The sequence below is a fragment of the Elioraea thermophila (ex Habib et al. 2022) genome (assembly GCF_003336755.1).
GTDB lineage: Bacteria > Pseudomonadota > Alphaproteobacteria > Acetobacterales > Acetobacteraceae > Elioraea > Elioraea thermophila.
In genome coordinates, this window is sequence record NZ_QMDI01000002.1 from 322,689 (window position 1) to 343,892 (window position 21,204).

General features: G+C 71.1%; 21 protein-coding genes and 2 tRNA genes. 8 read left to right on the forward strand and 15 right to left on the reverse strand.

The window, feature by feature from the left end; all coding sequences use genetic code 11:
- Positions 1–202: 202 nt before the first annotated feature.
- From DWB05_RS03350 to DWB05_RS03360, 3 genes are all read right to left on the reverse strand, one after another.
- The gene (locus DWB05_RS03350; RefSeq protein WP_114375019.1) at positions 203–739 is read right to left on the reverse strand and encodes a DUF2497 domain-containing protein; all 537 of its coding nucleotides are present in this window, start codon (positions 737–739) and stop codon (positions 203–205) included.
- A 10-nt stretch (positions 740–749) separates the two neighbouring features.
- Complete coding sequence (locus DWB05_RS03355; RefSeq protein WP_114375021.1) at positions 750–2,126, reverse strand: TolC family outer membrane protein; 1,377 nt, start codon at positions 2,124–2,126, stop codon at positions 750–752.
- A gap of 180 nt (positions 2,127–2,306) precedes the next feature.
- The gene (locus DWB05_RS03360) at positions 2,307–2,963 is read right to left on the reverse strand and encodes a protein-L-isoaspartate O-methyltransferase family protein (RefSeq protein WP_114375023.1); all 657 of its coding nucleotides are present in this window, start codon (positions 2,961–2,963) and stop codon (positions 2,307–2,309) included.
- A 137-nt stretch (positions 2,964–3,100) separates the two neighbouring features.
- On the opposite strand from DWB05_RS03360, the gene DWB05_RS03365 reads away from it, so the two are divergent.
- From DWB05_RS03365 to DWB05_RS03380, 4 genes are all read left to right on the forward strand, one after another.
- Positions 3,101–3,174 (forward strand) — tRNA-Cys (locus DWB05_RS03365).
- A gap of 55 nt (positions 3,175–3,229) precedes the next feature.
- Positions 3,230–3,305 (forward strand) — tRNA-Asn (locus DWB05_RS03370).
- Between the two features lie 267 nt (positions 3,306–3,572).
- Positions 3,573–5,318, forward strand: coding sequence for an ATP-dependent nuclease (locus DWB05_RS03375; protein WP_157967062.1), 1,746 nt, complete (start codon positions 3,573–3,575; stop codon positions 5,316–5,318).
- 110 nt (positions 5,319–5,428) lie between these two features.
- Positions 5,429–8,038 (forward strand): bifunctional acetate--CoA ligase family protein/GNAT family N-acetyltransferase, encoded by a 2,610-nt coding sequence (locus DWB05_RS03380; protein ID WP_114375027.1) that lies wholly within the window; start codon positions 5,429–5,431, stop codon positions 8,036–8,038.
- Positions 8,039–8,169: 131 nt separating this feature from the next.
- On the opposite strand, the gene DWB05_RS03385 is transcribed toward DWB05_RS03380, so the two are convergent.
- The 3 genes from DWB05_RS03385 to otnI all read right to left on the reverse strand — a co-directional run bounded on the left by DWB05_RS03385 (position 8,170) and on the right by otnI (position 10,962).
- Entirely contained in the window at positions 8,170–9,054 is an 885-nt protein-coding gene (locus tag DWB05_RS03385) for a helix-turn-helix domain-containing protein (protein WP_114375029.1), read from the reverse strand.
- 204 nt (positions 9,055–9,258) lie between these two features.
- Positions 9,259–10,143, reverse strand: a complete 885-nt coding sequence (locus DWB05_RS03390; protein WP_114375031.1) for a 2-hydroxy-3-oxopropionate reductase — start codon at positions 10,141–10,143, stop codon at positions 9,259–9,261.
- A 39-nt stretch (positions 10,144–10,182) separates the two neighbouring features.
- Positions 10,183–10,962, reverse strand: a complete 780-nt coding sequence (gene otnI, locus DWB05_RS03395; protein ID WP_114375033.1) for a 2-oxo-tetronate isomerase — start codon at positions 10,960–10,962, stop codon at positions 10,183–10,185.
- A gap of 240 nt (positions 10,963–11,202) precedes the next feature.
- Between otnI and DWB05_RS03400 the strand changes: the two genes are divergently transcribed.
- Entirely contained in the window at positions 11,203–13,005 is a 1,803-nt protein-coding gene (locus DWB05_RS03400) for a gamma-glutamyltransferase family protein (RefSeq protein WP_114375035.1), read from the forward strand.
- 21 nt (positions 13,006–13,026) lie between these two features.
- On the opposite strand, the gene DWB05_RS03405 is transcribed toward DWB05_RS03400, so the two are convergent.
- The 7 genes from DWB05_RS03405 to DWB05_RS03435 form a co-directional block, all read right to left on the reverse strand.
- Positions 13,027–14,664, reverse strand: a complete 1,638-nt coding sequence (locus DWB05_RS03405) for an ATP-binding protein (protein ID WP_114375037.1) — start codon at positions 14,662–14,664, stop codon at positions 13,027–13,029.
- A complete protein-coding gene (gene flhB / locus DWB05_RS03410) occupies positions 14,654–15,730 on the reverse strand; it encodes a flagellar biosynthesis protein FlhB (protein WP_114375039.1) in 1,077 nt (358 codons plus the stop codon). The genes DWB05_RS03405 and flhB overlap by 11 nt, the downstream gene beginning before the upstream one ends.
- A 6-nt stretch (positions 15,731–15,736) precedes the next feature.
- A complete protein-coding gene (locus DWB05_RS03415) occupies positions 15,737–16,513 on the reverse strand; it encodes a flagellar biosynthetic protein FliR (protein WP_157967063.1) in 777 nt (258 codons plus the stop codon).
- A 6-nt stretch (positions 16,514–16,519) separates the two neighbouring features.
- Positions 16,520–16,792, reverse strand: a complete 273-nt coding sequence (locus tag DWB05_RS03420; protein WP_114375043.1) for a flagellar biosynthetic protein FliQ — start codon at positions 16,790–16,792, stop codon at positions 16,520–16,522.
- 108 nt (positions 16,793–16,900) lie between these two features.
- Positions 16,901–17,218, reverse strand: coding sequence for a flagellar hook-basal body complex protein FliE (fliE, locus tag DWB05_RS03425; RefSeq protein WP_114375045.1), 318 nt, complete (start codon positions 17,216–17,218; stop codon positions 16,901–16,903).
- Between the two features lie 17 nt (positions 17,219–17,235).
- Positions 17,236–17,643, reverse strand: a complete 408-nt coding sequence (gene flgC / locus DWB05_RS03430; RefSeq protein WP_114375047.1) for a flagellar basal body rod protein FlgC — start codon at positions 17,641–17,643, stop codon at positions 17,236–17,238.
- Between the two features lie 85 nt (positions 17,644–17,728).
- Entirely contained in the window at positions 17,729–18,121 is a 393-nt protein-coding gene (locus DWB05_RS03435) for a flagellar basal body rod protein FlgB (protein ID WP_114375049.1), read from the reverse strand.
- A 198-nt stretch (positions 18,122–18,319) separates the two neighbouring features.
- Between DWB05_RS03435 and DWB05_RS03440 the strand changes: the two genes are divergently transcribed.
- Genes DWB05_RS03440 through fliP form a run of 3 tightly spaced genes read left to right on the forward strand, consistent with a single transcriptional unit; the run spans position 18,320 to position 19,631 of the window.
- The gene (locus DWB05_RS03440; RefSeq protein WP_114375051.1) at positions 18,320–18,586 is read left to right on the forward strand and encodes a hypothetical protein; all 267 of its coding nucleotides are present in this window, start codon (positions 18,320–18,322) and stop codon (positions 18,584–18,586) included.
- Between the two features lie 32 nt (positions 18,587–18,618).
- Complete coding sequence (locus DWB05_RS03445) at positions 18,619–18,885, forward strand: flagellar biosynthetic protein FliO (protein ID WP_114375053.1); 267 nt, start codon at positions 18,619–18,621, stop codon at positions 18,883–18,885.
- A gap of 2 nt (positions 18,886–18,887) precedes the next feature.
- Complete coding sequence (gene fliP / locus DWB05_RS03450) at positions 18,888–19,631, forward strand: flagellar type III secretion system pore protein FliP (RefSeq protein ID WP_114375055.1); 744 nt, start codon at positions 18,888–18,890, stop codon at positions 19,629–19,631.
- An 86-nt stretch (positions 19,632–19,717) separates the two neighbouring features.
- Here fliP and speE read toward each other — a convergent pair whose 3' ends face one another.
- Both speE and speD read right to left on the reverse strand, forming a co-directional pair.
- A complete protein-coding gene (speE, locus tag DWB05_RS03455) occupies positions 19,718–20,587 on the reverse strand; it encodes a polyamine aminopropyltransferase (protein WP_114375057.1) in 870 nt (289 codons plus the stop codon).
- A 118-nt stretch (positions 20,588–20,705) separates the two neighbouring features.
- Positions 20,706–21,170, reverse strand: coding sequence for an adenosylmethionine decarboxylase (speD, locus tag DWB05_RS03460; protein WP_114375059.1), 465 nt, complete (start codon positions 21,168–21,170; stop codon positions 20,706–20,708).
- Between the last annotated feature and the right edge of the window lie 34 nt (positions 21,171–21,204).

Consider the following 21,204-nt stretch of genomic DNA (forward strand, 5'->3'; position numbering starts at 1 on the left):
GTGGCGTGCCGCACGGGGTCATGGCCGGTCGGCCCCTGTCGGCCCGCGAAGCCCGGCGATCCACCTCCGCATGCAGGCCCACCCGCGATCCCCGGCCGGTGGGGGGGGCAGGACGGCCTCGCGCCCCCTCCCCGCCACGGCGTTGCCGGTCGACCTCGGCTTGCCGCCTCGGTCCGCCCGCCCTGCGCCGGACGACGCCCGCTCAGCCGCGCGCGATGCGTTCGAGCTCCGCCTTGACCAGACGCTCGACGAGAGGGGGGAGGTTCTCGTCCAGCCACGCCTTGAGGAGCGGGCGGATCTCCTGCCGGATCATCTCCTCGAGGGTGAGGGTGGCGTGCCCGATCGGCGTTTCCGGCTTTGGCGGCAGCGGGGCTGCACCACCGGAGGTCGCGGCCCGCAACGCTGCGAAGGAGGCGGCGGCTGCCCCGGCCGCGGCGGCGCCGATCAGCCCCTCGCCGACCGCCGGCGCCGGGGCGGAGGGAGGTGGGGCGGATGGTGGCGGGATCCCGGCCCGCGTGTCGCGGCCCTCGCCCGCCGCATCCTCGGCAACGAGCATCTGCTCCGTCAGCTCCACCACCTCGGCGGAGGTGGCAGACGGGGCGGGCTTCGGCTCGGCGGCCACCTCGTCGTCGAGGATGCGTCGGATGGAGGCCAGGATGTCCTCCATCGACGGGTCGCCGTCGGTGGTCGTCTTCGTCTGGCCTCCCGCCGGTGCCGGCGTGCTGCCCGGTGTCGTCATCGTCCGATCCTCATCTGCCGGAGCGCGGCACCGTCGGATCGGTGCCGAACCAGCGGTCGCGCGTCGCGGTGTAGTGTTCGAGCGGGTCGTAGAGGGTCACGGGCAGGGCGAGATCGCGCGCCGTCAGACGCCCCGCGGTGGCGGCGAGCGCGTAAGAAGCGACCACCAGATCCCGTGTTGCGCGCACGAGGGCCACGCGCGAATCGAGGAGTTCCTGTTCGGCATTGAGCACGTCGAGGGTGGTGCGGCTGCCGACCAGGGCCTCGCGCTGCACGCCCTCGAGCGCGATCTCGTTCGCCCGCACCTGAGCCTGACGGGCGGTGATCTGCGCCCGGCTGGAGTTCAGCGTTTCCCAGGCCCGGCGCGCGGTCTCCACCACCTGGCGGCGGGCATCGAGCACCGCTTCGCGCGCCCGTGCCGCCTCCTGCTTCGCCTGGCGCACCCGGGCGTGCTCCTGCCCGCCCTGGAAGATCGGCACCGACAGGGCGGCGACGATCTGCGAACCGGTGGCGCGGGTGCGCTCCTGGGCGACGTTGTCGTTGCGGAACGCGCTCGCTTCCAGGTTCACGCTGGGCAGCAGTTCGCCGAAGACGACGTCGATGTTGGCGATCGCCGCCTGCTCGTCATAGAGCGCGCGCAGCACCTGGGGGTTGTTCGCCTCGGCGAGGCGCGCCGCCTCGTCGGCGGTGGCGGCGATGGGGCGGATGGCGGGCGGGGCGACCAGATTGCGGGGCGGTTCGCCGATGACGCGTTCGTAGAACGCGCGGCTGGCCTCGAGCTCGCCCAGGGCGGCCAGACGCTGCGCCCGCGCACCCTCGAGCCGGGCCTCCGCCTGGGCGACGTCCGTGCGGGTGATTTCGCCCACCCGGAAGCGGTCGCGCGCCGCCTGCAGCTGGCGTTCGAGCACACGCACGTTGTTCTCGGCCAGCCGCAGCACCTCCTGGTCACGGATCACGTTCACGTAGGCCGTGATGGCGTCGAACAGCACCTGCTGTTCCACCGCGATCAGGTTGGCCCGCTCGGCCAGCACCTGGTTTTCGGCCCGGCGGATCTGCGCCGTCGTCCGCCCGCCGCGATAGAGCGGCTGCACGAGGGTGGCGGAGGCGGAGAACAGGCCGCGATCGTCATCACGCGACACGCCGCGCACGCGCGTCGTTCCTTCCGCGGCACCGGCGCGGCTCTGCACCGTGACGGTCGGGCGCCAGCCGGACAGGGCCTGCGGCACGTTCTCGTCCACCGCCCGCAGCCGGGCGCGCGCCGCCTGCAGGGTCGGGTTGTTGGCGTAGGCCTGGGCCAGGGCCTGCTGCAGCGTCTGCGCCGAGGCCGGCTGCCCGGCCAGCACGACCGCCACCCCGAGAACCGCACCCGCCAGACCCAAGTGCCGCATCGTCCTCATCCGTCGGCTCGCCTTCGCCCCAACGTCACCATGCCGCGCGGGCGACGCCTCGCCGACCGCCGGCACCCTACACCGGCGAGTATGAACGAAGCGTTCCCGTCGCCAGAGCAACCGCACCATCGCATGTTGCGGCGCGCTCCGCCACGCGGTGGCGATGCCGCCGCGGCCGGCTCAGAACACGAAGCCCCGTTTGCGGCGGAACTCCGGCAACAGCGGGGTGCCGGCATCGAACAGCTCGAGCCGCGTCGCCACCCCGGCAACGCGCACCCAGCGCACCGCCCGTCCCAGCACCCCGGGCTGACCGGTCGTCTCCACCGTCACCAGTCGCCCGCCCTCGGCGAGTTGGTTCAGGATCGTCTCGGGCACGACCTCGACCCCGCCGTCGATCAGGATCACGTCGTAGGGTGCCTCCGGTGGCCAGCCTTCGGTGAGCGGCCCGGCGACGGCCAAGACGTCATCGGCGCCGAGGGCGGCGAGGCCGGCCTGCAGATCCGCCAGCCGTTCCGGGCTTTCCAGCGCGATGACCGAGGCGACGAGACGTGAGAGGAGGGCAGCGCCGTATCCCGCACCGGCGGCGATGACGAGGGCGCGGTCGGTCGCAGCGGGCTCGGCCGCCTGCACCAGGCGGGCGTGCGCCATCGGCTCGATCAGCCACCGCCCGGGGGTCAGCGGGACGTCCGCATCCACGTAGGCCATGGCGCGTTTGGCCGGCGGCAGGCAGGCCTCGCGCGGCAGGGCGAGCATCGCCTCGATCACGCGCGGATCGACCACGCCGTTGGGCCGAAGCTGGCCCTCCACCATATTCAGGCGGGCTTGCGCAAAATCCATGCTGAGGCTTTCCGAACGGGACCGGCAGGATCGGCGCGGCTTATACGGGCTTGCGGCGTGCCGCGCCAGCAGCCCCCCAGGGTCTCGCACGGCGGCATTGACCGCCTTCGCCCGCGCGCCTATTCGCGGCAAGAGGCGGCCCGGTGGCAGAGTGGCCATGCAGGGGACTGCAAATCCCCGGACGTCGGTTCGATTCCGGCCCGGGCCTCCACGCGTCACGGGTCCTTGCAACCGCGCGCTCGCTGCCGTATCTCCTTGCCAAGCGTTCCCCGATAGCTCAGCTGGTAGAGCAGCGGACTGTTAATCCGCGTGTCGCAGGTTCGAGCCCTGCTCGGGGAGCCATCGGCCGTATCCTCCGGGAACACCCCTTGGCTGTCGCGACCGGGCAAGGCGCCGGTTCACCGGTGCCCGGCGGTCGGCCCGGGCGGCGAGCTTCGTGCCTTTCCCGCTTTGGCCCTTTGGCCCTTTGGCCCTTTGGGCAGGCCGGCGACGTGCGCCGAAACGCGCTTGCCTTTAGGATTGATGTCCTATAAACCGCCGCCGCGTGACGCGCCAGGGGCGAGGCGCGACGCCTTGGAGTTCGGCATCGCGTGGAGGAAGCATTCGGCCATGACCGACAATACGGTGCCGCAAACGTTCGCGATCACCATCCCGCTGATGGGTGGACCGGAGCCGGGGAAGCCCGAGAAACCGCTTGAGGTCCCGCTCCGGAGAGGCGAGCTCCTGTTCGTCGTCGGCCCGAACGGGTCGGGCAAGTCCGCTTTGGCACGATGGCTCGCCGCCGCCTTCCAAGGCCGGGCGCGCTGGATCAAGGCACTCCGGCGAAACTGGTTCTCCTCCGCGCGCCTGAACATTCCTCCGGCCGCCGCCTCGGAAGTCGAGAACTATCTCAGTCAAGAATCGACAAACCGCTACAGCCGCGTTCGGGAACTTGGATCTTATTCCAACGAAGGACCCATCCAGTCCGCCCTGTTCCGGCTTTTGGAAGCCGACCAGGCGTCGGATCGCACATTCCGCGATGAGGTCCGCAACAACCCTGAAGCGGCCGCCGACCTCTGCCGCGAGCCCCGTCCGTCGGAGCGGCTGAACGCCCTCCTGGGCTCAGCCGGCCTGCGCATCGCGATCCGCCCGTCCGGCTGGGCGCTGGAGGCCACCCGTGCCGGGAAGACCTTCGGCGCCGACGAAATGTCCGACGGCGAACGCGCCGCCGTGCTGCTCGCCGCCGAGATCCTGACCGCCGGAGCCGACACGCTGCTGATCATCGACGAACCGGAACGGCACCTGCACCGCGCCATCTCCGCCCCGCTTCTCGCCGCCCTGTTCGCCGAACGGCCAGACTGCGCCTTCATCGTCCTCACCCACGACCTCTCGCTGGTCACCGCCCACCCCGGCGCCCGCGTCCTGATCCTGCGCGACTGCCGTCTCAGCGAGAACGGCAATGACGACCGCTGGGACGCCCACCTGCTCGATCCCGCGGGCCCGATCCCCGACGACGTGCTCGAGGCGATCCTCGGCGCGCGGCGCGTGATCCTGTTCGTCGAAGGCAACGAATCGAGCCTCGACCGGCGGGTCGCGGAAATCCTGTTCCCCGGCGTCACCGTCGTTCCCCGCGGCGGGTGCGAACACGTGATCCGCGCCGTGGAGGCCGTTCGCGCGCTCCGAGCCCGAGACCCCTCAGCCGCTTGGATCGAAGCCTTCGGCCTGATCGACCGCGACGCGCGCAGCGACGAGGAGGTCCAGCAGCTCTCGACGAGAGGCGTCCACGCCCTCGCCGTCAGCGCCATCGAAGGCGTCGTCTTCCACCCGGACGTCATTGCCGCGGTCGCGAACGGACAGGCCGAGCACCTGGGCTATGATGACGAAAGTCTGGGCGAGGCCGCCCTCGCTCGCGCCCGCGACATCCTGCGCGCTGCCCGAGACCGGCTGATCGGTGCGCGCTGCGAACAACGTCTGCCCGAGCGGCTACTGCGCGCCATCAACGTGAAGGAGGCGGGCTTCTGGAGCCGGAACGAAATCCGCGTCGAGGGCCTTCCGGCGGCGCTGCACGCCGAGGAGGAAGCAGCATTCCCGACCGAGATCCGAAACGACGACCTGCCACGCCTCGTCGCACGCTATCCCGTCAAGGCGGCGACCGGGCTCGGCAAAGCCGTGGCAGAGGCCTTACGGTTCCGCACCGAAAGCGATTTCCTTGCCTGCGCCCTGCAAGCGCTGCGCACCGACGACGGCCTCCGCGCCACCGTCCGCCGCCTGTTCGGCGACTTGCCCGCCGCCATCGACGCAGCACTCGCGCGCAGCCTCACCCGGCCTTCCGCCGCGACGAACACGCAACCGACGCCCCCCGTGCAAGCCGCGTAGCCGCCGGCGCCGCCACGCCGAACGCCTTCGACCGCGCCGCCCCTTCGGCCGCCCCCCCGTCACCGCCCCGCGGTTGCACCCGCCCCCCTCCCCCGCGAGGCTTGCCGGCCATGAAGCCCTTCGCCCGCTTCCCGAGCGCGACCCTGGCCCGGCTCTATCGCCCCGCCTCCGTCCTCCTGGTCGGCCACGCGCAGGCCGCGCCGCTCGCTGCCTTCCGCGCCGGCCTCGCCGCCGGCAACTTCCCAGGCCCCATCACCACCATCTCCACCGACCACCTCGCCGTGGCGCAAACCCTCGGCGAGCCGCCGCCCGATCTCGCCATCGTCGCCACCGAGGGCGAGCCCGGCCCCATCCTCGCCGCCCTCGCCCGGCTCGGCGTCGGCGGCGCCGTCCTGCCCGGCCCCGCCCCGCCCGAGGGCCCCTCGCCGCTGCCCTTCCTCGGCGGCGACTCGCTCGGCCTCATCGTGCCGGGGCGAAACCTCAACGCCTCCCCGCTCGTGCCGACCCCGCCCGCGGGCCCGATCGCGCTCATCGGCCAATCCCGCGGCGTGTTGCGCACCGTCATCGCCTACGCGGCGGCGCGCAACTTGGGGTTCGCCTTCATCGCCGGGCTCGGCCGCAACGAGGGGGTCGGCTTCGCCTCCACGCTCGACTGGCTGACGCGCGAGCCCTCGGTCGGGGTCGTGCTCCTCGAGATCGAACGGATCCGCGACCGCCGCGGCTTCCTCTCCGCGCTCCGCAGCATCGCCCGGACGCGCCCCGTGGTGGCGATCCGCACGGCGCCCGACCCGCGCGACCGCACGACCGACCTTTCGCCCGACCAGGTCTTCGCCGCCGCGCTGCGCCGCGCGGGCGCCCTCTGCGTCGAAGGGCTCGAGGAGATGTTCGCCGCCGTGGCCGCTTTGCCGCGCGCGCGCGGGCTGCGCGGCGAGCGGATCGCGGTGATCGCGCGCAGCAGGGCCCTGGCCCGATTGACGGAACGGGCGCTCGCCGGCCACGGCCTCGCCCTGGCCCGGCCCCCGCCGGTGGCGGTGCCGGCCCTCTCCACCCTCCTGCCGCCGGCCCAGGCGGCGGAGAACCCCTTCGTCCTGCCACCCCGCACCCCGCCGACCCGCCAGGCGGAGCTCGCCGCGGCCCTGGCCCAACTCGACCTCGCCGATGCCGCGATCGTCGTCCATGTGCCGGAGCGGCCGGGGACGGCCGAGACGGTGTCACCCGTCGCCGAGGCGCTCGCCACCGCCGCCGGGCTCACCCGCCGCCTCCCCCTGCTCGCGGTCTGGCCCGGCGAGACCGCCGCGGGGGTCGATCGCGCCCGACTGGAGCAGGCCGGCATTCCGAGCTTTCCCACGCCCGAGGAGGCGGCGGCGGCGGCGGCACTGCTGGTCGAGCATCGGCGGGCGCGCGAGGCGGCGCGCGAGTTGCCGCCGCGCCGCGTGGTCGGCATCGAGCCGGATCGCGCGGCGATCGAGTCCCTGTTCGCCGCCACCCGCGCCGAAGGCCGGACGGCGCTGACCGAGGACGAGGCGCTCGCCCTCGTCGCCGCCTACGGCATCGCCGTGGTGCCGACCCGTGTCGCCGCCGACCCGGCTTCGGCCGCCCGCGCCGCCGCCGAGCTCGGCTTTCCGGCCGTGCTGAAGATCCGCTCGCCCGACCTGCCGCGCAAGACGGAGGCAGGCGGGGTGGTGCTCGACCTCGCCGATGCCCACGCGGTGCGGCGCGCCGGCGAGGAGATGCTCGTGCGCGTGCGGGCCGCCGCCCCGGAGGCTCGGCTCGAAGGCTTCGTCGTGCAGCGCCAGGCGCCCCTGCGCGGTCTGCAGGAACTCCAGATCCGCGTCGGGCGCGATCCGTTGTTCGGGCCGGCCCTCCTGTTCGGCGCCGGCGGCACCAAGGCCTCCGTCATCGGCGACGTCGCCGCCGCCTTGCCGCCGCTCAACCTGGCGCTGGCGCGCGACCTCGTCTCCCGGACCCGGATCAGCCGGGTCCTCGAGGGCTTGCGCGACCAGCCGGCGATCGACCTCGAGGCGCTGGCGGAGGCGCTGGTGCGGGTGAGCCAGCTCGTCGTCGATCGGCCCGACCTCCTCGCCCTCGACATCAACCCCCTGCTGGCCGGCCCTGCGGGCGTGATCGCGCTGGATGCGGGAGCGACGGTCGCGCCCGAGCCCGCCTCCGGCACGGCGCATCTCGCGATCGCGCCCTACCCGGCCGAGTTCGAGGAGACGGTGCGGCTGAAGGATGGGCGCGCGGTGCTGATCCGCCCCATCCGGCCGGAGGACGCCGAGGCGCATCTCGACTTCTTCCGCCGCCTCTCACCCGAGGATGTGCGGCTGCGGTTCTTCGCCCCGGTGAGCGACCTGCCACCCGAGCAGGTCGTGCGCCTCACCCAGATCGACTACGATCGCGAAATGGCGTTCATCGGCGTTGCCGAGGGACCGGGGGGCATGCCGGAGACGCTCGGCGTGGTGCGCATCGTGCGCGAACCGGGCGGCGAGGAGGGCGAATTCGCCGTCATCGTGCGCTCCGACCTGAAGGGTTCGGGGCTAGGCACCCTGCTCATGCGCAAGGCGATCGCCTGGGCGAAGGCGGCGGGACTGGCGGCGGTGGTCGGCGAGGTGTTGGGGGAGAACCGTCCCATGCTCGCCTTCGTGCAGAGGCTCGGCTTCAGCCTCGCGCCGCACCCCGACGACCCCGAGCTCAGGATCGCGCGTCTTCCGCTGCGCTGAACGCCGCGGTCGTTGCGGAGCCCGGCGGCGAGTCGTGGGGACGAGGACGTCCCGACCGCCCCCATCGGTGCCCGCCCTGCGCGCGCGGGCAGGGGCGAAGCTCGCAGCTGACGACGCCGACCGCCGCCGCGTCAGGCGGGTTCGGCGACGGAGGCGAGGAGTTCGCGCACCTTGGCCGCCGCGGTGTGGCCCTTCAGCGCCTCGCGCCAGAGCTGCTCGGCGCACTTCTGATGCAGGCTGATCGCCTCGTCGGCCGCCGTGATCATCGCCACGCCGGTCTGCACGGCCGGATGGGCGTCGAGCCGGAACGGGTTGATCGCAAGGTTCGCGCGTTCGCGCGAGCGGAAGATCTTGAAGTTGCCGTTCGGCTCGACCGAAGCCATCAGGCCGAGCTGGACGCCGATCGGCTCCGCCTCCATCAGGGCGGCGATGTGCTCCACCTCTGCGCGTGCCGCTGCCTTCGCCCGGGCCCGCGTGCGCTCGGAAACCGGCACCCCGGCGGCAACCCCGCCTTCCAGGAAGCGCTTCAGGGAGGGCACCGAGAGGATGGCGGTGATCGCCGGCTTGCGCGCTTGGTAGATCTTCTTGCGTGCGGCCAGCACGTTCAGCAGCTGGTCGGACTGCGCGCGCAGCGCGGCCCGGTCGGTGCCGGCCGCTTCGGCCGCCTCGGCATAGACCTCGGCGAGGGCGGAGTCGAAGGCATCGGTGGTGACGAGATAGGCGACGGGGCCGAAGACCTGCAGGATCTGGTCGCAGGTCTCCTCGATCGCCCTGATCCGCTCGTAGTAGAAGGCTGGGCGCGAGATGTACTCGACGCCGATGCCGAGCAGGCTGAGCGGCGAGATTTTCAGCAGCTCGGCCAGGCGCTTGATGGTGTCGAGCTTGATGACCTCGCCCTTTTCGTAACGATACAGGGCAGCCCGGCTCACGCCCAGCCTGGCTGCGATCTCCTCCGCCCGCAGCCCGGACTCGAGACGATACTGACGCAACTGCTGACCGATTTCGGCAAAGCGCATGCAGCCCTCCGCGAGTCCTGTCGCCGGACGTCGATCCTCCTCCCCAAGCGAGACGGCGTCTCGTCCAGCGACACATCGTCTTTCGATTCTTTCTTAGCCCTGCGCAAGCACCACCGCAAGAGGAGAGGTCATGCCACGGGACGGGTGGTGCCCGTCCCGTTCCCGCGCGTGCGACAGACGCCGGTGAGCGCGCCCGGACGGCCGTCAGCCGCCCGCGGCGACCTCGGTCCCCGCAAGACGCTCGATCGCCTGCACGATCGCCGAGTGGTCGAGATCGGCGCCACCCGCCCCGGCCACCGCCGAGAACATCTGCTGCGCCAGGGCCGTGTTGGGCAGGCTTATGCCCATCTCGCGCGCGGCCTGAAGCGCGATGTTGAGGTCTTTCTGGTGCAGGCGGATGCGGAATCCGGGCGCGAAGCTGCGCTTGATCATCCGTTCCGCATGCACCTCGAGGATGCGGGAGTTGGCGAAGCCGCCCATGAGCGCCTGCCGCACCTTGGCCGGATCCGCTCCTGCCTTTGCCGCAAAGACAAGGGCTTCCGAGACGGCCTGCAGGTTCAGCGCGACGATGATCTGGTTCGCCACCTTGCAGGTCTGGCCCGCCCCGTTCTCGCCGACGAGCGTGATGTTCTTGCCCATCGCCTCGAACAGCGGCCTCGCCCGCTCGAACGCCGCCTCCGGCCCGCCGACCATGATCGTGAGGGTGGCGTTCTTCGCCCCCACCTCGCCGCCGGACACCGGGGCGTCCAGATAGTCGCAGCCCTTCTCGTTGATCCGACGGGCGAACACCTTGGTCGCGGTCGGGCTGATCGAGGACATGTCGATCACGAGCTTGCCCGGGGACAGCCCCTCGGCCACACCGCGCGGGCCGAACAGCACCTGCTCGACGTCCGGCGTGTCGGGCACCATGGTGATCACCACTTCGGCGGCCTGGGCCACCGCGGCCGCATCGGCGAGCACGGTGGCGGCGGCACGGATCTCGTCGGTGAGCGAGGCGCGCTCGGGCACGAAGAGCGCGTGCCCCGCCTTCTTGAGATTGAGCGCCATGGGACGGCCCATGATGCCGAGCCCGATGAACCCGACCTTCATCTGTCTCCCCTCTCCTTCCTCTCGCCTGGTCGCGCGGTCTCAGCCCTTGTAGGGGGCGAACCAGCCGAGGCCCGCCTCGGTGTCGCCCTTCGGGCGGTATTCGCAGCCGATCCAGCCCCCGTACCCCATCCGGTCGATCGCCTCGAACAGGAAGGGGTAGTTGATCTCGCCGGTGCCCGGCTCGTGCCGCCCCGGCGTGTCGGCGACCTGCATGTGGGCGATCAGCGGCAGGTGTTTCTCGATCGCCGGCGTCAGGTCGCCCTGCATCACCTGGCGGTGATAGATGTCGAACTGCAGCTTGAGGTTGGGAGCACCCACCTCGGCGATGATCGCCGCCGCCTCCTCCGTGTGGTTGAGGAAGTAGCCCGGGATGTCGCGGGTGTTGATCGGCTCGATCAGCACGGTCACCCCGGTCTTGGCCGCCATCGCCGCCGCCTCGCGCAGATTGGCGACATAGGTTTCGCGCATCGCCGCGCGATCGACACCCTCCGGCACGAGCCCGGCCATGGCGTGGATCTGCCGGCAGCCCAGGGCATCGGCGTATTCGAGCGCCTTGGCGACCCCGGCGAGGAACTCCTGCTCGCGCCCCGGGATGGCGGCGATGCCGCGCTCGCCCTTCGCCCAGTCGCCGGGCACGGTGTTGAACAGCACGACCTCCACCCCGGAGGCGCGCACCGCCTGCGTCACCTCGCCGGCCGAGTAATCGTAGGGAAACAGGAATTCGACCGCACGGAACCCTGCCGCCGCGGCCCGCGCGAAGCGCTCGAGGAACGGCGAGTCGGTGAACATCATCGAGAGGTTGGCGGCGAATTTCGGCATCGGCTCCTCCGCGGCTGGCGCACGGCCGGCGACCTCTGCCCCCCATAGCCGGCGCGACGCGGCCGATCGGCGCTGACCATGCGGCGGCTGGGCCCCGGCTGACGAAGGGGAAGAGGGCAAGGCGGGTCGGACGTGGCGCGACGTTGTCTCCCACCGCCCGACCCCGCCCGTCAACCGGGGCCCCTTCCGGACCGTCACCGTGAGGCCTACCGTCGGCGGCCTCACCCGGAAGGAGCCGCGATGACCGCCTGGTCCCCCGAGTTCACCACCCGCCCCGAACTCCTCGGCACGTTCGGCATGTGCGCCTCGACGCACTGGATCGCCTCCGCCGTCGCCATGGGCGTGCTGGAGAAGGGGGGCAACGCCTTCGATGCCGCCGTCACCGCGGGTTTCGTGCTTCAGGTGGTGGAACCGCACCTGAACGGGCCGGGGGGCGAGGTGCCGCTCATCGTGTGGGAGGCGAAGCCGAGGCGCGCCCGCGTGCTGTGCGGTCAGGGGCCGGCGCCGGCGGCGGCGACGATCGCGCACTACCGCGACGCACTCGGGCTCGATCTCGTCCCCGGCACGGGGCTGCTCGCCGCCTGCGTGCCCGGCGCTTTCGACGCCTGGATGCTGCTCCTGCGCGATCTCGGCACCATCGGCCCTGCCGAGGCGCTCGCCCCGGCGATCGCCTACGCCCGCGACGGCATTCCCGTGCTGCCACGGATCAGCGCCACCATCGCCTCCGTCGAGCCGTTGTTCCGGCAGGAGTGGCCGACCTCGGCCGCCCTCTTCCTGCCGAACGGTTCGGTGCCCGCCCCCGGCACGCTGTTGCGCAATCCGGCCCTCGCCGCGACCTACGAGCGGATCGCCCGCGAAGCGGAAGCGGAAGGGGGGAGCCGGGAGGAGCGGATCGACCGTGCCCGCCGAGTGTGGGCGGAAGGCTTCGTCGCCGAGGCGATCGACCGTTTCGTGCAGGAGACGGAGGCCTTCGACACCTCGGGGCGGCGCAACCGCGGCGTGCTGACGGCCGACGACCTGGCGCGCTACCGCGCCCATTGGGAGGAGCCGCTCGCCTTCGATTACGCGGGCGTGACGGTGCTGAAATGCGGCCCCTGGACCCAGGGCCCGGTGCAGCTGCAAACCCTCGCCTTGCTCGCCGGCTTCGACCTGGATGCTCTCGACCCCTGTTCGGCCGACTTCGTCCATCTCGTCGTCGAGGCGGAGAAGCTCGCCTTCGCCGACCGCGAGGCCTGGTACGGCGACCCCGCCTTCGTCGATGTGCCGCTCGCCCACCTCCTCTCGCCTGCCTACAACGAGTCGCGGCGCGCGTTGATCGGCAAGGAGGCGTCCTACGCGCTGCGCCCGGGCTCCGTGCCCGGCCGGACCACGCCCTGGGTCGACCATGAAGCGGCGTCCCGGGCGCTTGCCCCGCTCGAGGCCGCGGCCGGAGAGCCCACACTGGCCCGGCTCGGCGCCGTGGGGGGAGACACCTGCCATCTCGACGTAATCGACCGCTGGGGAAACATGGTTTCCGCCACCCCTTCGGGCGGCTGGCTACAGTCCTCCCCCGCGATCCCGGCCTTGGGCTTCCCGCTGGGAACGCGGGCGCAGATGTTCTGGCTGCGCGACGATCACCCCAACGGGCTCGCGCCCGGCAAGCGCCCGCGCAGCACGCTCTCGCCCTCGCTCGCGCTGAAGGACGGCGAGGGCTGGATGGCCTACGGTACGCCGGGGGGCGACCAGCAGGACCAGTGGAGCGTGGTGATGCTCTTGCGCATGTTGCACCACGGGCTCTCGATCCAGCAGGCGATCGATGCGCCAGCGTTTCATTCTCGGCACTGGCCGTCCTCGTTCTGGCCACGCGCGGCGCAACCGGGGCGAATCCTGGTCGAGGAGCGGTTCGGGCCGGAGACGATCGCAGCACTGCGCGCGCGCGGCCACGACGTGGTGGTGGGCCCGCCCTGGAGCGAGGGCCGCCTCTCGGCGGCACGCCGTGAGGGCGGCGTGCTCAAGGGGGGCGCCAACCCGCGCGGCATGCAAGGCTATGCGGTCGGCCGCTGAGCCGACGCATTGGCAGCACCGTCACCCCGCCGCTTCGAGCGATCGCTCGATCGCCTCGAGGAGCTGGCGGAAGGTGAACGGCTTGGCGAGGAAGCGAAGGTCGGCGTCGGGAAGGCCTTCGCGCGCGGCACTTTCGGCATAGCCCGAGACGAGGATGACGGGCACCCTCGGGTGCAGCGCACGCACGGCGCGCACCACCTCCGCCCCGTCCATGCCGGGCAGGACGAAGTCGGTGACCACCACGCGCGGCGGCTCGGGCTCGCGCGCGAGCAGCTGCAACGCGATATCGCCCGTGGGTGCCACCAGCACGCGCCAGCCCGCGTTCTCCAGCGCGCGCACGGTGAGGCGACGAACCCCCTCCTCGTCTTCCACCAGAAGCACGGTGCCGCGCTCGCCGGCCGCGCTGCCGGCGGCCGCCTCCGGTGGTTGCGGAAGCGAGACGTGGCGCACGCTCGCCGGCCGAGGTGTCTCGGGCGCGGCCGGCGCGTCCTCACCGCTGGCGATCGGCAGGTAGATGCGGAAGGTCGTACCCTCCCCTTGCTTGCTGTCGACCGCGATGAAGCCGCCCGTCTGGCGCACGATGCCATAGACCGTGGCAAGGCCAAGGCCGGTGCCGCCGCTGTCCTTCTTGGTGGTGAAGAACGGCTCGAACAGCCGCGGCAGCACGTCCGGCGGAATGCCGATGCCGTTGTCCGCCACCTCGACCACCGCGTACCGCCCCGGCGGAATGACCTCCTGACCGCGGACCATCGGTCGGTACACGGTGAGGGTTGCCGTGCGCACCGCGAGCGCCCCCCCCTGCGGCATGGCGTCGCGCGCATTCAGCGCGAGATTGACGATCACTTGGTCGAACTGGACGGGATCGACGCGGACGAATGGGCCCGGGCGGTCGAGATCGAGCTCCAGCACCACGCGGTGGCCGAGCAGGCGGCGCAGCAGCGAGGCCACGTCCTCGATCGCTTCGGCGAGCCGAAGCACCCTCGGCTGCAGCGTCTGGCGCCGACTGAAGGCGAGGAGTTGGCGCACGAGTGCGGCGCCGCGTTCGGCGCTGCGCCGGATGTGCAGGAGGTCGGCCTCGGTCGCCTCATCCAGCGGGCGGCGAGCGAGGCAGAAATCCGTCGCGGCGATGATGGTCGTGAGGAGGTTGTTGAAGTCGTGCGCGATGCCGCCGGCCAGCTGACCGACGGCCTGCATCTTCTGGTTCTGCGCAAGCTGGGTCTCGATGACGCGGTGGCGGGTGATGTCGGTCATGCGCACCACCGCGCCGCAGATCGAGCCATCGTCTTCGGCGAGCGGACTGATCGCAACCATCGCCACCGAACAGCCGAGGGCGGCGCCGTCGGCGCCGCGCCGTTCCGCCAGCCTCAGTTCGAGACCGAGCCGAGGCCCGAGGCCCCCGCACGCCCGCGCCGTCTCCGTCTCCAACTTGGCGCGATCCTCGGGATGGAAGAGCTCGGCCAGGGCCGTGCCGGGCGGGGGCGGCGCACCGACGTGACCGGCCAAGGCGTACGCCGCCCGATTTGCGAGCAGGATCCTGCCGGCACGATCGACGATGGCAATCCCCATCGGCGAGTCCTCGAACAGGAGACGCCATCCCCCGCCATCGGAACCCACGAGACGCGCGATCAGCCCAACCCGACCGCCGCCCTCAGCCGGCATGGCGCGACACGAGCCCCTTCATGCGCCAGACATACGCGATGATCTCGGCCACCGCCGCATAGTGCTCCTCCGGGATCTCGCGATCGAGCTCCACCGTGTAGAGGGCGCGCGCGAGCGGCGGGTTGGAGACGATCGGCACCCGGTTCTCCTCGGCGACCGCGCGAATGCGGGCCGCCAAGTGATCGACGCCCTTGGCGACGACCTTGGGCGCGGCTTGGCTGACGCGGTCATATTTCAACGCCACCGCATAGTGGGTCGGGTTGGTCACCACCACCGTCGCCTGCGGCACCGCCGCGAGCATCCGTTTGCGCGCGCGCTCGGCCCGGATGCGCTTCAGTCGCGCCTTCACCTCTGGGTCGCCGTCGCTCTGCCTGAGCTCCTCCTTGATGTCCTGGCGCGACATCCGCAGCCGCTCGATGTGTCGGTATCGTGCCCAGAGCAGATCGAGGGCACCCACGACCGCAAGGGCAGCGAGCAGCACCACGACGAGCTTGAGCGAATCGGCGGCGAGCAGGCGAAGGAGGGGCCCCACGTCCAGCCCGACCGCGCGCGCGTAGCGCGACGGAGCATCCCACAAGACGAAGGCGGCGACCGCCGAGAGCACGACGAGCTTCGCCAGGCTCTTGACGAACTCCATCAGGTTTTCCGGCGAGACGAGCCGCTTCGCGCCCGCGAGTGGGCTGATCTTGGAGAGTTTGGGAGCAAGCGGTTTGGCCGAGACGAGAAAACCGGTCTGCAGCACGGTGGCAGCGGCGCCGGCAAGCAACGCCAGCAGGGCGACGCCGAGCACGACAAACAGCGATCCCGTGGCGGCGGCCTCGAGCGCGGGACCGAACAGGCCAGCGTCGATCGCGTGCGGCCGCTCGATGAGAGGCTGCAGAGCGGCGAACAGGGAACCGGCGGCGGACGGAACGACGAGGGCGAGCCCGACCGTTGCCCCGGCGAGGGCGGCCGCGGTTGCGACGTCCTTCGAGACGGCGACCTGACCTTCCTCGCGCGCCTTTTCGAGCCGCCGCGGTGTCGGCGCCTCTGTCCGCTCGCCGGAGGGTTCGTGGTCTTCCGCCATGGCGGATCACAGCCCCGGCAGGCCGCCAAGCAGCCCCCGCACGGCCTCGAGCCACACCCCTGTCATCGTGCCCGCGAGCGCGGCGAGCAGAGCAAGCCCGCCGGCCAGCTGCAGCGGCAAGGCGACGAAATAGACCTGCATCTGCGGCACCAGCCGTGACAGCAAGCCGAGCGCGAGCTGAAACACCACGGAGGCGAGCACGAAGGGCCCGGCGAGCGCAAAGGCGAGCGCGATGGAGGACGCCGTGGCGGCGACCACGCTCTCCACCGCCGCCTCCGTCGGAACGACCCCGCCGGCCGGGAAGAGGCGATAGGATCCGCCCAGGGCCGCGATCGGCACCACGTGCAGCCCGGTCGCGAACAGCACCACGATCCCACCGAGGCCGATCAGCCGCGACAGCGCCGTGCCCGTCGGGCCGAAGGACGGGTCGAACAGCATCGCGCTGGAAAGCCCGAGCAGGAGGCCGAGGTACTGCGCCGCCATGGCGAGCGAGAGGACGGCAATGCGCGCAAGCAGCCCCAGCCACAGCCCAACGAGGCATTCACCGACCACCAGGCGCATGGCTTGCGCGACCGTGTCGGCTGGTGGGGGCAGCGCCTGCACCAGGGGAGGCCAGAGCAGGGCGGAGATGGCGAGGGCGAGCGCCACCTTCACCGTCACCGGCAACTCGGGTTCGCCTAGACCGGGCAGCAGCGCGATCGCTGTCCCGACGCGACAGACGACGAGCAGGAACGAAAACGTCCAGGCAGGCAGCAAGTCCGGCAGCGGCAGCCCCTCCGTCACCACCGCTCACCCCCCGCCGACGGCAACGATGCGATCGAACAACAATCGGGCGAAATCGCCCAGCGTGCGGCCGAGAAACGGAGCCACCAGCGCGGCGACCCCCGCCACGGCCAGCAGTTTCGGCACGAAGATCAGCGAGGCCTCATTCACCTGGGTGAGTGCCTGCAGGAGCGAGACGACGAGCCCGACCACGAGCGCGGTCAGCATTAGCGGCCCGCCGACCAGCAGCGTCACGGCAAGGCTTTCGCGGATCAGCAGGATCGCGTCGCTATCGGTCATCCGCGCCCCTCCTGGGCTCTCTCTCGTTCCTCGACCGCACGGCGAACGAACCGATCGTGACCTGGCGCGCAGCGGTCAGCCGAAGGGTGACCCGTGCGCCGGCCACAGTCAGATCGGCATCCGCATCACCTCCTGATAGGCCTGGATGACGCGGTCACGGATCGCGACGGTTGTCTGCAGCGCCAACTCCGCCCGTGCCACGGCCGTCACGACGTCGGTGATGTCCGCCGCACCGGCCACCGCCTGCATCGCTTTCGCATCGGCCTCCTTCACGCTGCGCACGGTGGCCGCAAGCGCGTTCTCGAGCACTTGGCCGAACCCGACCGCCTCCGGCCCTGGAACCGGCGTAGCGCCGGTCTCGCCGGTGGCGGCAGATGCCGCCGCCGCGTAGCGCGCGGCGGCTGCGGCGGTGCTCACCGTTGCCATCGCCAGCCCTCCGGCGGTCAGCGCAGCAGTTCGATCGCGCGGGTCAGCATGCCCCGCGTCACTTCGAGGACGGACAGATTGGCGGAGTAGGAACGCTGGGCCTCGCGCATGTCCATCAGCTCGATGAAAGAGTTGACGTTGGGGGTCTTGACGTAACCGCGTTCGTCAGCTGCCGGATGCCCGGGATCGAAGCGCGTGCCGAACGGGCTCTCGTCGCGCCCCACCCGCTGCACGCGCACCGTCTCGACCCCAAGCGAGCGATCGAGCCGTGACTGGAACGTCACCGTCTTGCGCCGGTAGGGATCGCCGCCCGGCGTGCTCGCCGTCGTATCGCGATTGGCCAAGTTCTCGGCGACCACGCGCAGCCGCATCGCCTGCGCATCCATTCCCGCCGCCGAGACCTTGAGCGCCTTGAACAGGTCCATGCCACCCTCCGTGCCGGCATCCGCCGGTTACGGCGAACGTTAGCCGGCAAACCTTTCCGAGCGGTTTCCGCACCGCGCGGGCCGCTCACCCCGACCGGCCGAGCGCCGTCCGCAACAGACCCGCGAACCCGCGATAGAGCCCGAGTGTGAGGGAGTGGTGCGTCTCCGTCTCCGCCACCTTCATCAGCTCGCGTTCGATCTGCACCGCGTTCCCGACCGGCGTGCGCTCCGCCGCCAGCCGCTCGGCACGGGCAGCGGGTGCCGCCGACACGGTGATTGGGAGATGCTGCGGATGCGTCCGCAACGGCGCCATTGCCCCCGCTCGCGCGAGGAAGCGCGCGAATGGCTGGACGTCGCGCGCAGCGTAGCCTGGGGTATCGGCGTTGGCGATGTTTTGCGCGAGCACTTCCTGCCGCCGGTCAAGCCAAGCGAGTCTCTGTTCGGCAAGCCGGAACAGCGGCAGCTTTCCAGGGTCCATCGGCGCCTCCTTGCGGTTCGGCCTGCTCTCCGCGACCGCCCCAGCCACCAGACCCTGCAGGCTGCACGCTTAACAACGCGTAAAGCGCCGAAACGTCCGGGCGCTTAAGAGTTTTTCAAAGCCCGGCGCAGCACCCTCAACACGTGAGCGCCGCCCGCCACCTCGGCGGTCGGACCGCAGCTGGCCAGGTGCAACCGCATGAATGAAGACGACGAGACGGCACGTGCCGCCATGATCGAAATGGTGGTCGAGACCATGCGGTCCACCGTGTCGGTCGCGCGTGCTCTCGTCGACGCGGGCGTTGCCATCGATCTCGAAGGGCTGGATCGCGAAGTGTCGGACCTGTGCGCGGACGCGGTGAGCCTGCCGCGTCGGCTCGGTCGCGATCTGGTCGCGCCGCTCGCCCGACTTCTCGACGAGGTGGCTGCCTTGGAGTCCGCCCTCGTCCATCGTTCGCCACCCTGATCAGCCCTCCCCGCGGCAGAAGGCCGGATGCGATGACAGACCCCCTCTCCTCCCTTCCTTGGGCGATCGCCGCGTTGGCGGTCACCCTGCTTGCCGTGCTGCTGAGCGGCCGGCTGGCGGCGCGCCTGGGTCTTGGTGCCGGGCCGCGACAGGGGCGCCGGCTGTCCATCATCGAGACCCTCCCTCTCGATTCGCGGCGACGCCTCCTGCTGGCGCGCTGCGACGGCACCGAGGTCGTGCTCCTCGTCGGCGGTCCGAACGATCTCGTCGTCTGCTCCCTGGCGGGACGGGAGGCGTGACGATGCGCAACGCCCTCGTCGGCATCGGCGTCCTGCTCGCAGCGCTGGCGGCCGGCGAGCCCGGCATGGCGCAGTCGATCACGGTCGATCTCGGCGAGGTCGGCGACGCCCAGACTGCCGGCCGGATCATTCAGCTGTCGGCGTTGATCGCCCTCCTCAGCCTGGCCCCTTCGTTGCTGGTGATGATCACGGCGTTCGCCCGCATCGTGATCGTGCTGTCGCTCCTGCGCGCTGCCCTCGGCACGCAAGGCACACCGCCCAACACGGTCCTCATCGGCCTTGCCCTCTTCCTCACCTTCTTCGTGATGCAGCCGGTGTTCGATGCCGCGTGGACCGCCGGCATCCTGCCGATGAGCGAAGGACGGATCGACGAGATCGAGGGCTTGCGACGGGCGGCTGAGCCGTTCCGCACCTTCATGCTCGCCAATCTGCGGGCGGAGGATTTGGCGCTCTTCCTCGACCTCGCGAACTTGCCGCCACCGGAAAACCCGCAAACGGCCCCGTGGCGGGTGCTGGTCCCGGCTTTCCTGGTGGGCGAACTGCGTCGCGCCTTCGAGATCGGTTTCCTCCTGTTCGTGCCGTTCCTGATCATCGACCTTGTCGTCGCGTCCGTCCTGATGAGCCTCGGCATGATGATGCTGCCGCCGACAGTGGTGAGCCTGCCGTTCAAGCTGATCTTCTTCGTGCTGATCGACGGCTGGCGACTGGTTTCGGGCAGCCTCGCGCAGAGCTTCACCGGCACCTGAGAGGGCGTCTCAGGGCTCGTTGGGTTGGCGAAATGCGACGTGTCGGCTCGCGCGGGGGCTGCCCGGCGGCGCCGAACCCGGCCGCGTCAGCCGGGCAACAGCTCCGCGATGTACGGCGGCAGAGCGAACGAAGCGACGTGCACAGCGGGAGTCCAGTACCGAGTCTTGCCGAGGATGCCGGCCGCTTCCGCCCGCCGGGCCACCTCCTCCACCCCGAGATGGCGCAAGCCCGGCCGGTTCGATGCCCAGCCGAGCGTCATGAGTCCGCCCACGTAGGTCGGCACGGCGGCGACATAGGCCGAGACGTCGCTGAATGCGCGGGCACGCCGAAGGCTGGTTTCGCGCAGCTCATCGGCCTGCATGAACGGCACCCCACATTGGTTGACCACCACCCCGCCAGGTGTGAGGATCCGCGCGCAATCGGCGTAGAAGGCGTCGGTGAAGAGAACTTCGCCAACCCCGATCGGATCCGTGCTGTCGACGATGATGGCATCGAAGCTCGCTTCGGGCGCTTCGCGCACGAATGCGATGCCATCGCCGATGACCACCTCGGCGCGGGGGTCGGACCAGCACTCGCCGCCGATCATGGGCATGTGCTGCCGGCACAGCCTGATCACCGCTTCATCGATCTCGACCATGACCGCGCGCTCGACGCTCGGGTGCTGCAGCACCCGCCGCAAGACGCCGCCGTCGCCGGCCCCGATGATCAGCACACGACGCGGCGCGCCATGCGCGATCAGCGGCACGTGTACCAGCATTTCCTGGTAGACGAACTCGTCCGCTTCCGTGATCTGGACGACGCCATCGAGGACGAGGACCCGCCCGTGCGACGCCGTCTCGATGATGACGATCTTCTGGTAGGGTGACGTTTCGCGCGCGATCTCCCGCACGATGAGGAAACGCTGCCCCCAGTTCGGGTGAAGGGTCTCGTTCAGCCAGATGTCGGCGTTGGTCATGGCTGCTTGCGGTGGCGGATCGTTTCGGAGCACGGGCGGCCCTGGGCTCCGCCGGTTGGCGTCGGCGGCGCGTCGTCGGACGACCGGCCCGCTCAGCCGTCCGACGCCGACGTACGGCTCAGCCGACGAGGCCCCGCCGCTGTTCGCCGAGCAGGATTCGCTCCGGCCGGAACGCCTTCTTCAGGGCGGGAATGGAGGCGTAGGGATCGCAGGCGCCGCACATGAAGATGTCGATCGCGGCGAAGTCCCGCTCAGGCCAAGTGTGGATCGAAATGTGGCTCTCAGCGAGCACCAGCACGCCTGACACGCCGCCGTTGGGCGAGAAGTGATGGAAGTGGCCATGCAGGATCGTCGCCCCGGCGGCGACCGCCGCCTCGCGCAGCGCGCGCTCGATCGCTTCCGGGTCGTCGAGACCGGAGGCACCCCACAGGTCGAGCAGCAGGTGCGTGCCAGCGAAGCGCAGGCCGTTGCGCTCGACGAAATAGTCCTTCCGTTCCTCCGAGCCGGATGCCTCGGGGTGATCGATCGTCTGGGCATTGCTCGGAGGGTCCGAGACCATCCCCAGTCGGGTGAGAGCGTTCATGGCGAACCCCTTTCCAACCAGCAGATGACCAGCG

Bases quoted from the DNA above. Each gene is read 5' to 3' on its own strand.
- speD (WP_114375059.1), bottom strand. From the start codon at position 21,170: ATGAACGCTCTCACCCGACTGGGGATGGTCTCGGACCCTCCGAGCAAT.
- flhB (WP_114375039.1), bottom strand. From the start codon at position 15,730: ATGGCGGAAGACCACGAACCCTCCGGCGAGCGGACAGAGGCGCCGACA.
- flgC (WP_114375047.1), bottom strand. From the start codon at position 17,643: ATGGACCTGTTCAAGGCGCTCAAGGTCTCGGCGGCGGGAATGGATGCG.
- DWB05_RS03390 (WP_114375031.1), bottom strand. From the start codon at position 10,143: ATGAAGGTCGGGTTCATCGGGCTCGGCATCATGGGCCGTCCCATGGCG.
- otnI (WP_114375033.1), bottom strand. From the start codon at position 10,962: ATGCCGAAATTCGCCGCCAACCTCTCGATGATGTTCACCGACTCGCCG.
- DWB05_RS03405 (WP_114375037.1), bottom strand. From the start codon at position 14,664: ATGCCGGCTGAGGGCGGCGGTCGGGTTGGGCTGATCGCGCGTCTCGTG.
- DWB05_RS03435 (WP_114375049.1), bottom strand. From the start codon at position 18,121: ATGGACCCTGGAAAGCTGCCGCTGTTCCGGCTTGCCGAACAGAGACTC.
- DWB05_RS03360 (WP_114375023.1), bottom strand. From the start codon at position 2,963: ATGGATTTTGCGCAAGCCCGCCTGAATATGGTGGAGGGCCAGCTTCGG.
- DWB05_RS03440 (WP_114375051.1), top strand. From the start codon at position 18,320: ATGAATGAAGACGACGAGACGGCACGTGCCGCCATGATCGAAATGGTG.
- fliE (WP_114375045.1), bottom strand. From the start codon at position 17,218: ATGGCAACGGTGAGCACCGCCGCAGCCGCCGCGCGCTACGCGGCGGCG.
- DWB05_RS03420 (WP_114375043.1), bottom strand. From the start codon at position 16,792: ATGACCGATAGCGACGCGATCCTGCTGATCCGCGAAAGCCTTGCCGTG.
- DWB05_RS03385 (WP_114375029.1), bottom strand. From the start codon at position 9,054: ATGCGCTTTGCCGAAATCGGTCAGCAGTTGCGTCAGTATCGTCTCGAG.
- DWB05_RS03350 (WP_114375019.1), bottom strand. From the start codon at position 739: ATGACGACACCGGGCAGCACGCCGGCACCGGCGGGAGGCCAGACGAAG.
- DWB05_RS03445 (WP_114375053.1), top strand. From the start codon at position 18,619: ATGACAGACCCCCTCTCCTCCCTTCCTTGGGCGATCGCCGCGTTGGCG.
- speE (WP_114375057.1), bottom strand. From the start codon at position 20,587: ATGACCAACGCCGACATCTGGCTGAACGAGACCCTTCACCCGAACTGG.
- DWB05_RS03380 (WP_114375027.1), top strand. From the start codon at position 5,429: ATGAAGCCCTTCGCCCGCTTCCCGAGCGCGACCCTGGCCCGGCTCTAT.
- fliP (WP_114375055.1), top strand. From the start codon at position 18,888: ATGCGCAACGCCCTCGTCGGCATCGGCGTCCTGCTCGCAGCGCTGGCG.
- DWB05_RS03400 (WP_114375035.1), top strand. From the start codon at position 11,203: ATGACCGCCTGGTCCCCCGAGTTCACCACCCGCCCCGAACTCCTCGGC.
- DWB05_RS03355 (WP_114375021.1), bottom strand. From the start codon at position 2,126: ATGCGGCACTTGGGTCTGGCGGGTGCGGTTCTCGGGGTGGCGGTCGTG.
- DWB05_RS03375 (WP_157967062.1), top strand. From the start codon at position 3,573: ATGACCGACAATACGGTGCCGCAAACGTTCGCGATCACCATCCCGCTG.